This window comes from Bradyrhizobium sp. LA6.8 (assembly GCF_040547935.1).
In the GTDB taxonomy this organism is placed as follows: Bacteria; Pseudomonadota; Alphaproteobacteria; order Rhizobiales; family Xanthobacteraceae; genus Bradyrhizobium; species Bradyrhizobium barranii.
Map to the genome: position 1 here is coordinate 395349 of NZ_JBEPQQ010000001.1, position 13436 is coordinate 408784.

Annotated in this window: 11 protein-coding genes; 5 read left to right on the forward strand and 6 right to left on the reverse strand. The window is 61.0% G+C overall.

Annotation, left to right across the window (positions count from 1 at the left end; all coding sequences use genetic code 11):
* Positions 1-105: 105 nt before the first annotated feature.
* The gene (locus tag ABIA90_RS01680) at positions 106-1746 is read left to right on the forward strand and encodes an amidase family protein (RefSeq protein ID WP_354117050.1); all 1641 of its coding nucleotides are present in this window, start codon (positions 106-108) and stop codon (positions 1744-1746) included.
* A gap of 74 nt (positions 1747-1820) precedes the next feature.
* Here the strand turns inward: ABIA90_RS01680 and ABIA90_RS01685 are convergent, their stop codons facing one another.
* Positions 1821-2723, reverse strand: coding sequence for a LysR family transcriptional regulator (locus ABIA90_RS01685; RefSeq protein WP_354117051.1), 903 nt, complete (start codon positions 2721-2723; stop codon positions 1821-1823).
* A gap of 153 nt (positions 2724-2876) precedes the next feature.
* Between ABIA90_RS01685 and ABIA90_RS01690 the strand changes: the two genes are divergently transcribed.
* The gene (locus ABIA90_RS01690) at positions 2877-3578 is read left to right on the forward strand and encodes an alpha/beta hydrolase (RefSeq protein WP_354117052.1); all 702 of its coding nucleotides are present in this window, start codon (positions 2877-2879) and stop codon (positions 3576-3578) included.
* A gap of 215 nt (positions 3579-3793) precedes the next feature.
* Here the strand turns inward: ABIA90_RS01690 and ABIA90_RS01695 are convergent, their stop codons facing one another.
* Both ABIA90_RS01695 and ABIA90_RS01700 read right to left on the reverse strand, forming a co-directional pair.
* Positions 3794-4816 carry a methyltransferase gene (locus ABIA90_RS01695; RefSeq protein WP_354117053.1) on the reverse strand — a complete coding sequence of 341 codons (1023 nt, stop codon included), beginning with the start codon at positions 4814-4816 and terminating at the stop codon, positions 3794-3796.
* A gap of 246 nt (positions 4817-5062) precedes the next feature.
* The gene (locus ABIA90_RS01700) at positions 5063-5305 is read right to left on the reverse strand and encodes a DUF1127 domain-containing protein (RefSeq protein ID WP_354117054.1); all 243 of its coding nucleotides are present in this window, start codon (positions 5303-5305) and stop codon (positions 5063-5065) included.
* A gap of 159 nt (positions 5306-5464) precedes the next feature.
* Between ABIA90_RS01700 and ABIA90_RS01705 the strand changes: the two genes are divergently transcribed.
* A complete protein-coding gene (locus tag ABIA90_RS01705; protein WP_354117055.1) occupies positions 5465-7039 on the forward strand; it encodes a winged helix-turn-helix domain-containing protein in 1575 nt (524 codons plus the stop codon).
* A gap of 132 nt (positions 7040-7171) precedes the next feature.
* On the opposite strand, the gene ABIA90_RS01710 is transcribed toward ABIA90_RS01705, so the two are convergent.
* Complete coding sequence (locus tag ABIA90_RS01710; RefSeq protein ID WP_247309116.1) at positions 7172-8956, reverse strand: adenylate/guanylate cyclase domain-containing protein; 1785 nt, start codon at positions 8954-8956, stop codon at positions 7172-7174.
* Positions 8957-9537: 581 nt separating this feature from the next.
* Here ABIA90_RS01710 and ABIA90_RS01715 point away from each other — a divergent pair.
* A complete protein-coding gene (locus ABIA90_RS01715) occupies positions 9538-10065 on the forward strand; it encodes a cupin domain-containing protein (RefSeq protein WP_354117056.1) in 528 nt (175 codons plus the stop codon).
* Positions 10066-10553: 488 nt separating this feature from the next.
* Positions 10554-11732, forward strand: a complete 1179-nt coding sequence (locus tag ABIA90_RS01720) for a glycosyltransferase (RefSeq protein ID WP_354117057.1) — start codon at positions 10554-10556, stop codon at positions 11730-11732.
* A 54-nt stretch (positions 11733-11786) separates the two neighbouring features.
* Here ABIA90_RS01720 and ABIA90_RS01725 read toward each other — a convergent pair whose 3' ends face one another.
* Both ABIA90_RS01725 and ABIA90_RS01730 read right to left on the reverse strand, forming a co-directional pair.
* Positions 11787-12413, reverse strand: coding sequence for an alpha/beta hydrolase (locus tag ABIA90_RS01725; protein ID WP_354117058.1), 627 nt, complete (start codon positions 12411-12413; stop codon positions 11787-11789).
* Positions 12410-13348, reverse strand: a complete 939-nt coding sequence (locus tag ABIA90_RS01730; protein ID WP_354117059.1) for a ring-cleaving dioxygenase — start codon at positions 13346-13348, stop codon at positions 12410-12412. The genes ABIA90_RS01725 and ABIA90_RS01730 overlap by 4 nt, the downstream gene beginning before the upstream one ends.
* Positions 13349-13436: the final 88 nt, after the last annotated feature.

Consider the following 13436-nt stretch of genomic DNA (forward strand, 5'->3'; position numbering starts at 1 on the left):
GGCTTGCTGAGCCATGCGATGCGGTTGACCCGTCGGGCAAAACACCGGCAATATACGATCATCGCGGCGTCATGGTTCGGGACGCGCCGTCAGGCGAGGCACGCCATGAAGAAGCCATCCCGCCGCGATGCCGGTATCGCCGCGGCTGTCGTCAGCGCTGAAGCACCGATCACCCTGAAGCTCGACAATGCGCCGATGAGCGATATCGCTCATGCGCTGGCCAGCGGGCAGGTCACTGCCACGGCGCTGACCAAAGCTTACCTCGCGCGCATCGAAGCCTATGACCGCAACGGGCCCGCGCTCAACTCCGTGCGCGCGCTCAATCCCGACGCGCTTGGGATCGCGGGCAAGCTCGACGGCACAAAACCATCGGCCAAGCGGCCGTTGGCGGGCATCCCGATCCTCATGAAGGACAACATCGCGACCGGCGACAAGCAGCCGACGACGGCGGGCTCGCTGGCGCTGGAGGGCGCGCGCGCCAGGAGAGACGCGACAATCGTCAAGCTGCTGCGAAAGGCCGGTGCGGTGATCCTGGGCAAGGCGAACCTGACGGAGTTCGCCAACATTCTCGCGGCCGACATGCCCGCGGGCTATTCGTCGCTAGGCGGTCAGGTGAAGAACCCTTACGCGCCGGCGCTGATGGATGATCGCGGCATCCCGGTCGTGCCGCCGGGCGGATCGAGCGCGGGCTCGGCCGTCGCCGTAGCGGCCGGCCTGTGCGCGGCCTCGATCGGCACCGAGACGTCGGGCTCGCTGCTGTATCCCGCAAGCCAAAACGGCCTCGTCACCGTGAAGCCGACCGTTGGGCTGGTCAGCTGCGCCGGCATCCTGCCGATCTCGCACAGCCAGGACACTGCAGGGCCGATGACGCGCACGGTGCGCGACGCGGCGATGCTGTTGAACGTGCTGGCAGCCGAAGACCCACTCGACCCCGCGACCGAGCGGCAGCGGCGGCCGGCCGACTACACCGCCGACCTCGCAACCGACGCGATGAAAGGTGCGCGCATCGGCGTGCCGAGCGACCCGGCCGATCCGCTGAACGATCGCTACTACGGCAAGCTGCCGCCCAGGTCGGCCAAGGTGATGGCTGACGCGATCAAGGTGCTGGAGGATCTGGGCGCGATCATCGTGCGCGCCAACATGCCGACACTCGGCTGGATCGGCGGCCCTGGTACGAGCATGAGTGTGCTCAACCGCAATCCCCTGAGTCGCAACAAGGGTAATCTGGCGACGCCGCCGATCGTCTTCCTCTACGAGCTGAAGCGCGACCTCAATCTCTACCTCAGGGATTGGGCGACGAACACAGAGATGAAGACCATGGCCGACATCGTGGCCTTCAACGAGGCTCATGCGGAGAAGGCGCTGCAGTTCGGCCAGGACCTGTTCCTCGCCGCCAACATGACCAGAGGCGATCTCAGCGAGCGCGAGTACAAATCGGCGCGGGCCATGGACCTGCTCTCCGCCAAGACGCGCGGCATGGACGCCTACATGAACCAGCACAAGCTCGACGCGGTGCTGTTTCCCGACGCCGCAGGCTGCGTGATATCAGCGAAGGCGGGATATCCCAGCGTCATGGTGCCGGGCGGTTTCATTTCGGGAGCAGACGACAAGGACACGCCTGACTATCCGCTCGGCGTTACCTTCGCAGGCCGTGCCTGGAGCGAGCACAAGCTGCTGCGTCTGGCCTACGCCTATGAGCAGGCCTCCAACATGCGCAAGCCGCCGCCCGGCTTGCCCGCGCTTTAGATGTCACTGGCCGAGAGGATCAGGCGGAAATCCCTGCTCGCGCATCGGACCCGTTTCTGGCCAGTTCCTAAAGTTCAGAGTGACAGATTGCGCGACACGCCCAAGGCGTCGACAAGAAAATCGATGAACAGGCGGGCTCGCAGGGGGAGTTGTCGTCCGAATGCGTGCAGGACGTAGACCGGTGTGGTGAACATCGGTATGCCCGGCAGCACGACATTCAATCGCCCGGCGGCAAGCTCGTCCTCGATAGCGATGCGCATGAACTGCGTGATGCCAACGCCTTTTATGACCGCCTCAATCAACGACTGAGCATCGTCGCTATCGAAGGGGCCATTGGGGATGACCCGTGTGCCGTCCGCAAAAGTAAATGCTTGCGGCCGGCCGCCAAGCAGATGGCGAAGGCAGGCATGCTGCGTGAGATCGTCGATCGACTGCGGGATTCCTCGCCGCTGAAGGTATTCCGGCGATGCACCCAGAACATATTGCAGGACACCTAACGAGCGGCCGATCAGGTTTGTGTCTTCCAATTCGCCAATTCTGACAGCGAGGTCGAAACCCTCGCGGATGAGATCGACACGGCGATCCGTGACGCTGAGATCCAGCTTGATGTCCGGATAGCGCTCCAGGAACGAGCCCGCCCATGCGGAAATCAACGGGCGCCCAAATGTACTCGGCACAGTGACCCGAAGCAGGCCACGGACGTTTCCTGGAACCTGCACGATGTCGTCGGCTTCCTCTATCGCGCGCAGATGGGGAGCGACGTGCTCGTAGTAAGCGGCGCCTTCGGACGTTGGGCTGAGTGTGCGTGTCGAGCGCTGCAGCAAGCGCACACCGAGGCGTTGTTCGAGGCGCGAAACGCTTTTCGATACCGCTGAGGGACTGGCGCCGATCGATCGCGCGGCGCCGGCGAAAGAACCCGCGTCAACCGTCCGCACAAAGGCCAGCAGGCCGGCCGTTCTTTCTAGAATCGTTGTCATTCAGGACTTTTGATCGCGAAAGAACCGAACGAAAGACGGCTAATCGGCCATTTATGAACGAATAGTCTGACTTTCGCAATGGGGGCCCCGGCAACCGAGTTAGTCTTCCAATGCCCTCCATCGCTGAAGTTCGTGCAAAAAAGGAAAAGCAGTATGTCTGCGCAAACCAAGCCAACGATCGTTTTCTGTCACGGCATTTGGGCCGATGGCTCCTGTTTCAGCAAAGTCATTCCAGCATTGCAGGCCGACGGGTACGAAGTGATCGCCGTTCAATATGGCCTGGACTCCTACGAGGAGGACCTGGCGACGGTGAAGCGCACACTCAATCGTGTTGGCAGCCCGGTCCTTCTCGTCGGCCATTCGTATGGCGGCGCCACCATCACGGGCGCGGGCACCGATGAACGCGTGGTCGGTCTCGTCTACATTGCAGCGGTCGCGCCCGATGCCGGCGAGACCGTGCAGGACCAGCTCGACAAGTATCCGTCGGATATCTTCTCACGCGTCGAGGTCGCCGATGGGCGTGCCTGGATGCTTCCGAGCGGCACCGAGTTCTTCGCAGGAGACCTCTCCGCGGAAGACCAGAAGCTGGTTTGGGCCACCCATTATGCGCCCGTCTACAATCTGTTCCAGCAACAGAAGCTCAGCGCCGACAAGATCGCGTGGAGGTCGAAGCCGAGCTGGTACATTCTGGCCACGCAAGACCATACTGTGCATCCGGATCTGCAACGCTGGGTGTCGAAGCGCATGGGAGCGACCGTCACCGAGGTGGTGAGCAGCGACGTGCCGATGCTCTCCCAGCCAAATGTGGTGATCGACGTGATACGCAAAGCCGCGGCCGCGGTTCAAAAAAGCTGATCGCAACAAGCATACATTGCCGGACACGAAGGAGAGGTCGTTCGCGAGGCGACCTCTCTTGTTCATGGGCTGGTGTGCAACGACCGCTCTTGGCCCTTCGCAGGCGCGGCGTTGCTCGATGCTGATTTCGGATTGTGACCCCAAGCCGGCGTGCTGGGGCGTTGGCGCGGTGTCGGCCTTTGACCCACAGCGGACGTCGGTCAAACTTCTCTCGCTCAAGCCGCCACTGCTTCGAGGATGCTTGCAGCTGAATTGGTGGGTACGACCCGGGCAAGGCCAAAACGGGCTTTGTCAAGAAGTGACGCATACTCGGACTCCGTTCTTTCCTGCCCGCCCAATAGCACTAGCATCGCCAAATCGAGCATCTTTCCCTGATGTGCTGCATCGCCGGACGGAAGAACCATTTCGACGACAAGCAGCCGTCCGGCGGGGTTCATTGCCTTGCGGACGTGGCCAAGGATCGTGAGACACTGGTCCTCGTCCCAGTCGTGAATGACGTGCGAAAGAATGTAAGCGTCCGCCCCGGCAGGCACGCTCTGAAAGAAATCACCAGACACTATTGTCACCCGGTCGCTTACACCCCTGGCAGTTAGCAATGCCGGCGCGTCAGTCACGACATGCGGACGATCGAACAGGATGCCGCGCGGTCCCTCATGACGGGAAAGCACAGTGGCCAACATGTTGCCGGTCGCACCGCCAACGTCAACGATGGTCTTGAAAGCCGCAAATCCATATGCAGCTGCGACGGCAGGAGGTTCCTGATTGTGGAGGCCGATCATTGTCTCGCTAAACAGCGATGCTTGTTCTGGATGATGTGCGAGATATTCGAAGAATGGCACACCATGCGCTTTGTCAAAGCCTGGTTTGCCCGTTTGAACAGAGTATTCCATATTATCCCAAGCACCACGCTGCCAGGCACTCCCGAAAACAAGTAGGGACGATCTTGCCGAGCCCGGCGCACCGGTCTTCAGAGCCTCGCCTAAGCTAGTCAATGCAAATCGCTGCGCCGATTGCTCTGTCAAGATGCCCAGGCTCGCCAGAGTGCGCATCAATCGATGCAGTGATGGTGCATGCACCTGCATCGGACCAGCTAGTTCCAAAGCGCTCTTCGGCCCAGATGCGAGCTGATCGGCTAGTCCCAACTTTGCAGCGACGCAAACGGTTCTTGAGGTAATCGCCGCTCCCATTTGGATCAATTGGATGTGCGGCGGCAGCTGTTCAGGAGTATTGGCGGTCATGGCAATTCTCCAAAGCGAAAAACAACCAGCATACACGGCTGTTGGGTAGCTGACTACTTCCGCTTGTGGCCCGTCGCAGGCGTGGCGTTGCTCGATGCTGATTTCGGCTTGTGATCCCAAGCTGGCGTGTTGGGGCGTTGGCGCGGTGTCGGCTTTTGACTCTGAGCGCGAGCCGGTATCTGGGCCGCTAAGCGGCTCGCGTCGACCAATTTCCGACGGACCTTCCACCGCTGCCGGAGGCCGACATCATCCGACCGATCGGATGCCTCGCGGGTCAGTATTTCGGTTCGAGGCCACGTAGTCGATCTCGCCATACGTAATCCCGATATCCTTCAGTTCCTGATCACTTAGGCTGCAAAGATCGCGCCGCAGCCGCTCCCATTTCCGCCACTCCTGAAAAGCGTTCCAGCAATTCTCGAAAACGCTGACATTGCGTCGCTGAGAGTCTGTCGTCTGGACCAAGCCCGTTGTCTGATAAATCATGCTCATCGCAGCATCCTCGGGCACCTTGTTTCCACCCTGGCATGCTGCCAAAATCCGCCCCAGCGCGCTTGATCTGCTGCTTACATTTTCCTTACGGACAGCTTATTCTTTATTTTCCAAGGTGTTGCCGGGCCTGACCGGAGACCGTCCAAGGGATTTCGCGTCTTGCGCTATCTCTTCGAAGACTACCAACTGGATTCCGGCCGCCGCGAGCTGTACCGCGACACAAACGTCGTCGCCCTGGCGCCACAGACCTTTGACTTTCTGGACTACCTCATCCGCAACCGCGAGCGCGTGGTTTGCAAGGATGAGCTCATCATAGCCATCTGGAAGGGGCGGTGCGTGTCGGATGCCGCGCTGACGACCCGCCTGAATGCCGCTCGGTCCGCAATTGGCGATTCCGGGGAGAAACAGCGGTTGATCAAGACGCTGCCAAGGAAGGGCTATCGCTTTATCGGTATGGTGCAGGAGGCTGACGGCGCCCCCACTGTGGCGGTCACGGAAATCCAGAGGGAGACGGCTAAACCCGCCCTCCCACTTCCCGACAAACCGTCGCTGGCCGTTCTGCCATTCACCAACCTGAGCTCCGATCCGGAGCAGGAGTATTTCGCCGACGGCATGGTCGAGGACATCATCACTGGCCTTTCAAGGTCCAAATCGTTGTTCGTCATCGCGCGACAGTCCACTTTTACCTACAAAGGCAAGGCTATCGACATCAGGCAGGTCGGGCGCGAGCTGGGCGTTCGGTATGTGCTCGAAGGCAGTGTGCGCAAATCCGGCGATCGGGTTCGCATTGCCGGGCAGTTGATCGAGGCCACGACGGGTGCTCATCTCTGGGCGGACCGGTTCGACAGCCAGCTCAAAGATATCTTCGATCTGCAGGACCAAGTGACGAGTAGCGTGATTAGCGCACTCTTTCCTCAATTGGAGCGCGCCGAGATAGAGCGCGCAAAACGCAAGCCAACCGAAAATCTTCAGGCCTACGACTACTATCTGCGTGCACTCTCGAGCTTCTATGAATTCACGCGCGAACAAAACATTGAAGCCCTCAGACTGATCCGTCTTGCGGTCGAGATCGATCCCGGATTGGCCTCAGCATACGCGCTTGGTGCTTATTGCTATCTGCAACGAAAGATCTTCGGCTGGACCATCGACGCTGATCAGGAACTGAACGACACCCGACGGTTGGCGAGGCGTGCGATCGAGCTCGATAAGGATGATCCAACCGTACTCGTGAGAGCCGGGCAGGCAATTGGCGCCGTATTATATGAGATGGACGATGGCGTGGCCCTCGTCTCCCGAGCGTATGAACTTAACCCGAACCTGGCTGTCGCACGGTATACCATCGGCTGGGAACACATACGGCGCGGCGACATAGAGGCGGCGCTTAAGCAGTTCCACGCCGGGGGGCGTCTAAGCCCGATGGATCCGTTTCTTTTTCTGACGCAGACCGGCATAGCGTTTGCGCATTTCCTGACGGATCGATACGAGGACGGGGCATCATGGGCCAAGTCGGCTGTGCTGCACCGGCCCAACTATCTCAACGCACAATTCATTCTGGCGGCATGCCACGCAATGTCTGGAAGGGTCGAGGAAGCCCGGATGATCGGTGCACGCCTGGTGGAAGCGAGGCCGGCTCTCCGCGTCTCCACACTCGTTCCAAAGCTCGCTCGATTTTACAGGCCGGAACACCTCGAAAGGGTCATGCGAGCTTGCTCCATCATGGGTCTCCCCCCATGAGTGCTGCGGTTGCCGGGAAATACTGGTCTCATTCCAATTCCCATCAACGGCGCAGTATGCAATGTCGGCTTGTGGCCCTTCGCGGACGTGGCGTTGCTCGATGCTGATTTCGGCTTGGACCCATACCAGACATCATCCCTCCGGTACCTCGGCCAAACGCATACCTTCATAGACGCGTTCGCGTCCGGCGAGGTGGGTGGGATTATCACTCGCTGCGCCGAGGCGAAACCGGCGGATGGTAAAGCTTGGATCAAGCGCAAGTCCTGCCTTCGCAGCGGCCCGAGCCTCATCCAGCGAGCCGAGCAGCGCCAGGACGGCGGCGAATCCAAAATGCGTGATCGGATAATTTCGGTTGGCCTCGAGACTTCGACGGAACCAAGTTACTGCTTCGGCGTCGGCATTGAGCTGCACTTTGGCGAAGCCGACCATCTGCAGCCACCGGAAGGCGGAGATGTCGCGAGGAGAGAGGCGGAGCGCTTCGTTGACATGGGCCTCAGTCTCTGCGCCGCGACCGAGAGAATTCATGGCGAAACCGATGGCCGCGTGCGCGTTAGCCAGATTTCGATCCAACGCCAACGCTCGCTCGCATTCGGCGATGCCTTGAATCGCACGATTCGTAAAAATCTGGACTACCCCTAATATCATGTGGGCCAAGGCGTGGTTCGGCGCGAGAGACAGCGCCTTTGTCAACGTCGTCTCGGCTGCCGCGAGATGCGCGGCCCGGTCGTCGGCCAGGAAGATCGCTCCGATGGACGCATCCACCAACCCCACACCGACCATCGCTCCGATATTTCCGGGATCGAGCGCCAAGGCTCGTTCAAAAAAGCTGCGGGCTTGTGCCATCGATTCGGACGTGATCCCCTTGTTCCACAAGGCCACGCCTCGGAAATAGAAGTCCATCGCATCGGGATGCCGCGAACGTTCCGCTCGGCGCGCCTCAACCGCGATAAGCTGGGCGTCCAGCGCATTGGCGAGCCTTGCTACGATTTCGTCCTGCGTATCGAAAAGGTCGGTGACAGGCTTGTCGAAGCGTTCGGCCCATAGATGCGACCCGGTTTCCGCGTCAATCAGCTGCACATTTACTCGAAGCCGATTGCCGCCACGCTGCACGGAGCCCTCGAGCAGATAGCGAACATTCAACTCGCGACCGATCTGTTTGAGATCAATCACTTTGTTCTTATAGGTGAATGCGGTGTGTCGGCCGATTACAAATGCGCCACTGATGCGCGACAGGTCCGTCGTGAGGTTCTCAGTCACACCGTCGACAAAATAATCCTGCTCGGTATCGCCCCCGAGGTTCATGAAAGGCAGGACGACGATCGAAAGTCGTGGCGCTGGAAGCACGGCCGGTCTCGCGCGGTCGGCTTGTACCGGCGGGTTAGGTCCTTCCTGGAGCACAGCGTAGGCTCGCACTGGACGGTCGATGTTTTTGAGGTTCTGCTCGCCAAGATCGGCAAACTCAACCTCGACCTTGTCTCGGATTTGATCGTAGGCGGCGGACGAGATGCAGATACCGCCGGGCTCAGCGATGCCCTCAAGCCGCGCAGCGATGTTAACGCCGTCTCCAAAGATGTCATGAGGCTCAACGATGACGTCACCGATGTTGACACCCACACGGAAAGCAATACGCCTGTCTTCCGCGTCATCGATTGTCAGTTCCCCGATGCGGGTCTGAAACTGCACCGCAGTTCGGACGGCTTCGACAGCGCTCGGAAACTCCGCCAAGAAGCCGTCGCCGATGTTCTTCACGATGCGGCCGCCGTGTTCGGCGACTGCCGGTGCGACAGCGTCCGCGAGGAGCGCCGTCACCTTGGCGTAGGTCGCCTCTTCATTCTCGTGCATCAGCCGCGAATAGCCAGCCACGTCAGCAGCCACTATCGCCGCCAACCTGCGCTCAACCCGGACTGGCGCCAACATCGCTTTGACTGAATGCCCGCTCAAACTGGTGACCGTTCCTGGGTTCTTCTGAGACATGCCGACCGTCAGTTGAAATCTCTGCGTTCGAGGGCTAGCCGGAAAACACTTGCTCGCACCGATGTCTTCTCAATTTGAACCAGCTCGGACATGCGCGGCCGAGGCTACGCTTGGGCTGCACCCAAATCGAAGGCGGAACATTCGGGAGAAATGCGCGTAGGGCATCTCGCTTTCCCTTTCGCAACCAAGGAATGAGGCGACCTCTTTACCGCAAGTGCGCACAAGTCTGAATGCCGCAACAGCGGCACACAAAAATGTGTTCCCAGCCGTTGCTGGGAAATGACGCGCTCCTGTTCGTTGAAGGAGTGCGCGTCACCGCATCGGAAAGGGAGCGCCAGCCACTCCACGTTCATTCCTCATTGTTCTAGATGTCAACCGCTCGAGAGAGTGATTGGACCAGCACAGCAATCCTTGTGCCGATCTGACGGCGCTCTGGTGGCGATGGTGTCAAACTGCTGCGGTCAACAAGCCGAGCGTCATCTGCAAGTGTCTTGCCTGCAGCATCATGTAAGAGGTCTCTGGCGATGCCTGACAATCTCAATCCGAATGATCGTCGCTCGACGAGCGCAATCAATGCTCAAGAAGTGTTTTCCCCGCAGCAACACTTGCGTCCGATGAACGAGTATCTCACTGAGGTTTCCGATAATGCAGGAGACTACTGTCTCATCCGATGTACCCTGCCCGCGGGCGCGGTGGTGCCGATGCATAGTCACGCCGATCGAGAGACGTTTTACGTGGTGTTCGGGAGCATAAATGCTCTTCACGGAGACCGCTGGGAGGAGCTTGGACCGGGCGATGTCTTCGATGTGCGAGACGGTGCCAAGCACGCTTGGAGAAACTCGTCGCAACTGGCTGCTCCGATCATATGCGTGACAACAACAAAGATGGCGCGGTTTCTGCAGGAGATATCGAGTTCAGCTGCCGGCTCTTTGCCGGAAGAGCAAGCGCGACGCTTCCTCAAGCTCGTCCAGGCAAACGGGTATTGGCTCGCGAGCCCGGAGGAAAACTCAGCGGTCGGATTGACTGTCAATTGGAGCGGGGGCGGCGACTGACTGCGGTTCCTGCCTCGTGCTGGACGCCCTGAATTATTGCACTGAAGAAGGGGCGGGCAACCGAAACGAGTGGCTAAGCACTATCGCAAGCGCACGTCGGCCCACTTCCGGTCCTGGCCCTTAGCGGACAAATTCGCGTTCTGAACTGATGGACTACGTTTGCCCCCACCCGATGCGCCCTTAAGCGGCCTTCCTCTCCCTACAGCTGTAACCATCTCACTCTGAGGAGACATCGTTCGGTAGCGCGCGCCCCGCCATTCTTGGCGTGGCCCGCGCGGACACAGGCGCGGCCAAGCGTCCGTCCGGAAGCCTGCGCCCAGGATGGATTGCACCAGCGAATTCATCCCTGTGGCGAAAGAGGTTCTCCGATGTCTTATCATTTTCTGCTGGCGTCGTGGGGGACCCTCGGGAATTTGAGCCCGCTGCTGACTGCGGCGCGGAGATTGCACCGGAATGGACATCATATCCGGGTGATGGCGGATCCGGCGATGCGCTCTGAAGTCGAGGCCTCCGGCTTTGCATTTGTCGCATGGCGCCGCGCCCCGACCGGAAAGGCTGCGGATCCGGTGGACGTCTCGGATGTGAAAGACTTTCTACGCCAGGCCGTCTTTGATCCTGCGGCGCTCTATGCGGCCGATGTACGGGATGAGATCGGCCGTATGCCGACGGATGCCGTTCTCGTGCTTGACGTGCTGTTTGGTGCTGCGCTCGGGGCGGAGGCGTCAGGCGTGCCTTTCGCTCTGCTGTCCCCTCATGTCAGCATTCGGCCCCTGCCGGGAATGCCGCCGGCCACCAGCGGGTTGAGGCAACCGAAAACGCCGGAAGAGCGCGCCGAAGTCGACGCCGCCAATGCCAGGCTTACCGAAACACTCAATGTGTTTCTGCCAAGTCTCAACCGCGCGCGTGCCGATCTGGGTCTTCCGCCTCTCGCAGATGTCTACGATCTGTTCGATCGGGCCAACCGGCTTTTGCTCGCGACCAGTCGAACGTTCGACTTTCAAGCTGACTCGCTGCCCGACAATTTCCGCTACGTCGGACCGCTGCTCGATGTACCGAATTGGTCCAAATCTCGGCAGACGGAGGCGTGGCGAGCGCCATGGTCGGCTCAGTCGGGTCGTCCTCGCGGGCTGATCGCATGCAGTACGGGCGCGCAAGGTCAGCGTGAGCTGTTTCAGCGCATTATCACCGCGATGGAGGCGGTCGAGATCGATGCCCTTGCAACAGCCGGTCCCAATGTCGACGTCGCCGATCTCAGGGCTCCGAACAATGTGCATTTGGTCCGCGGCGCTCCCCATGACCTCGTCATGAAGGATGTTTCCGTGGTGATCTCGCAAGGCGGCCACGGAACGACCACGCGTTCACTCATCAACGGACTGCCGCAGCTCATCCTGCCAATGGGGCGGGACCAGGCTGCCAACGCCGCGCGCGTCGAGGCGAAGGGGGCAGGGCTTCAATTGCCTCCAACCGCCTCCGAAGCGGAAATTGCCGCGGCGGTGAACCGATTGATTGCAGAGCCGCAATTCAGGAAGGCGGCCCGTCTGCTCGGCGAGGCCATGAAAGTCGATATCGATCGGTCCGGCCTCGTCGACGAGATGGAGGCGATCGCCGCCATTGGCCGCGCGGCGAGACCGCAACCGAAGAAACAACCGCTTCGAAAATCTGCCTGACCTTTCGCAAGGCGGGTCGGCGCACCGTTCGTAAACGATGCGCCGCTCGTTGGTTCATGCCGCTTTGGCGTCGACGCTGCCGATCCAGTTGCGGGCCAGCGTCACGTCGGCCTGCGACAATTGATGGCCAACGGGGAGCACCTTGTGGTCGACACGCGCGCCGGCTTCCGACAACAGCGCCGCAAGCTTTGCCGAATTGCTCGCCGGCACGATCGGATCGGCTTGCCCGGACAGCAGCAGAATCGGCTTGCCACCAAGCTCCGCCTTCGGCGGATCCGACAGCGGCACCATGGCACGCAGCAGGATCGCGCCTGCCAGGACGTCCGGCTTCAGCAGCAACAGCGCGGCTGCGATGTTGGCGCCGTTGGAGAAGCCGACCGCAACCGGCGCGGCGATGCCGTATTGCTTCCGCGCATCCGCGACGAAGTCGCCGAGCTCCAGCGCGCGCCGGCGCACGTCGTCCTCGTCGAACACGCCCTCGGCGAGGCGTCGGAAGAAGCGCGGCATGCCGTGCTCGAGCACGCGGCCGCGCGGCGAGAGCAGCGCGGAGCCGGGCGAGATCATCTTGCCGAGCCCGAGCAGGTCGTTCTCGTCACCGCCGGTGCCGTGCAGCAGCAGCAGCGGAGGGGAGCCCGCGCTGGTCGCGGGCTCGAAACGATGGATGAATGTGCTCTCGGTCATGACGCGCTTTCTTCCAGGCTCGGCAGAACATTTTCGATCTGCTTGCGCTGCGCTTCGAGGAAACTCGGCAGCTTCAGGTCGCGTCCCAGCGTCGCGACCGGTTCATCGACGGCGAAGCCGGGGCTATCGGTCGCGATTTCGAACAGCACGCCGCCGGGTTCGCGGAAGTAGATCGAGCGGAAGTAGTTGCGGTCCCTCTGCTCGGTCGGATGCAGGCCGTGATTGCTCACGAGCTTTTGCGCCATCCTGCCCTGCTCGGCGTCATCGGCCGCGCGGAAGGCGATGTGGTGGACGGAGCCGCCGCCCTGATGTCCGCGCAAGAAGCCCTTGGCCTCGTAGATGTCGACGACGCTGCCTTCGGCATCGCCCGGCGCCTTGAAGCGGATCACCGAGCCCTCGCGTCCGGTCTCCTTGAAGCCGAACACGTCGGTGAGGACGGCAGCCGTCTTCGCGGCGCTGTCGAGCAGCAAGGTCACGCCATGGAAGCCGCGGATCGCGTGCTCGGCCGGGACGTCGCCATTGCTCCAGCCGGGCTCGTTCTCGGCACCGGGGACACCCACAAGCGCGAGCGCCATGCCGTCAGGGTCGGTGAACGGCAGGACGGACTCGCCAAAACGCTTCTCCAGCGCCTCGTAGGCGATGCCCTTCTCGGTGAAGCGCTGCGTCCAGTAGCCGAGCGAGCGCTGCGGCACACGGAAGGCGGTCTGATGGGTCTCGCCGACGCCGCGGCGACCGGCGGGCACGCCGGCCCAGGGGAAGAAGGTCAGGATGGTGCCGGGGCGGCCGGTCTCGTCGCCGTAATAGAAGTGGTAAGTGCCGGGATCGTCGAAATTGACCGTCTTCTTGACGAAGCGCAGGCCGAGATCCCGGGTGTAGAAGCCGAAATTGCGGATGGGATCGCCGGCGATCGCGGTGACATGGTGCAGTCCAGACATTGTCGTCCTCCAGAATTCGGGGAGCGGTCTTGCTCTGGGTGGAAATATCGTTCCGCTTTGGATTGGAGACAATCCATGCAAATATGAC

Excerpts from the sequence above, each read along its gene's own strand:
- ABIA90_RS01720 (WP_354117057.1), top strand. The coding sequence starts at position 10,554 with ATGCGCTCTGAAGTCGAGGCCTCCGGCTTTGCATTTGTCGCATGGCGC.
- ABIA90_RS01680 (WP_354117050.1), top strand. The coding sequence starts at position 106 with ATGAAGAAGCCATCCCGCCGCGATGCCGGTATCGCCGCGGCTGTCGTC.
- ABIA90_RS01685 (WP_354117051.1), bottom strand. The coding sequence starts at position 2,723 with ATGACAACGATTCTAGAAAGAACGGCCGGCCTGCTGGCCTTTGTGCGG.
- ABIA90_RS01715 (WP_354117056.1), top strand. The coding sequence starts at position 9,538 with ATGCCTGACAATCTCAATCCGAATGATCGTCGCTCGACGAGCGCAATC.
- ABIA90_RS01700 (WP_354117054.1), bottom strand. The coding sequence starts at position 5,305 with ATGAGCATGATTTATCAGACAACGGGCTTGGTCCAGACGACAGACTCT.
- ABIA90_RS01730 (WP_354117059.1), bottom strand. The coding sequence starts at position 13,348 with ATGTCTGGACTGCACCATGTCACCGCGATCGCCGGCGATCCCATCCGC.
- ABIA90_RS01710 (WP_247309116.1), bottom strand. The coding sequence starts at position 8,956 with ATGTTGGCGCCAGTCCGGGTTGAGCGCAGGTTGGCGGCGATAGTGGCT.
- ABIA90_RS01690 (WP_354117052.1), top strand. The coding sequence starts at position 2,877 with ATGTCTGCGCAAACCAAGCCAACGATCGTTTTCTGTCACGGCATTTGG.
- ABIA90_RS01725 (WP_354117058.1), bottom strand. The coding sequence starts at position 12,413 with ATGACCGAGAGCACATTCATCCATCGTTTCGAGCCCGCGACCAGCGCG.
- ABIA90_RS01695 (WP_354117053.1), bottom strand. The coding sequence starts at position 4,816 with ATGACCGCCAATACTCCTGAACAGCTGCCGCCGCACATCCAATTGATC.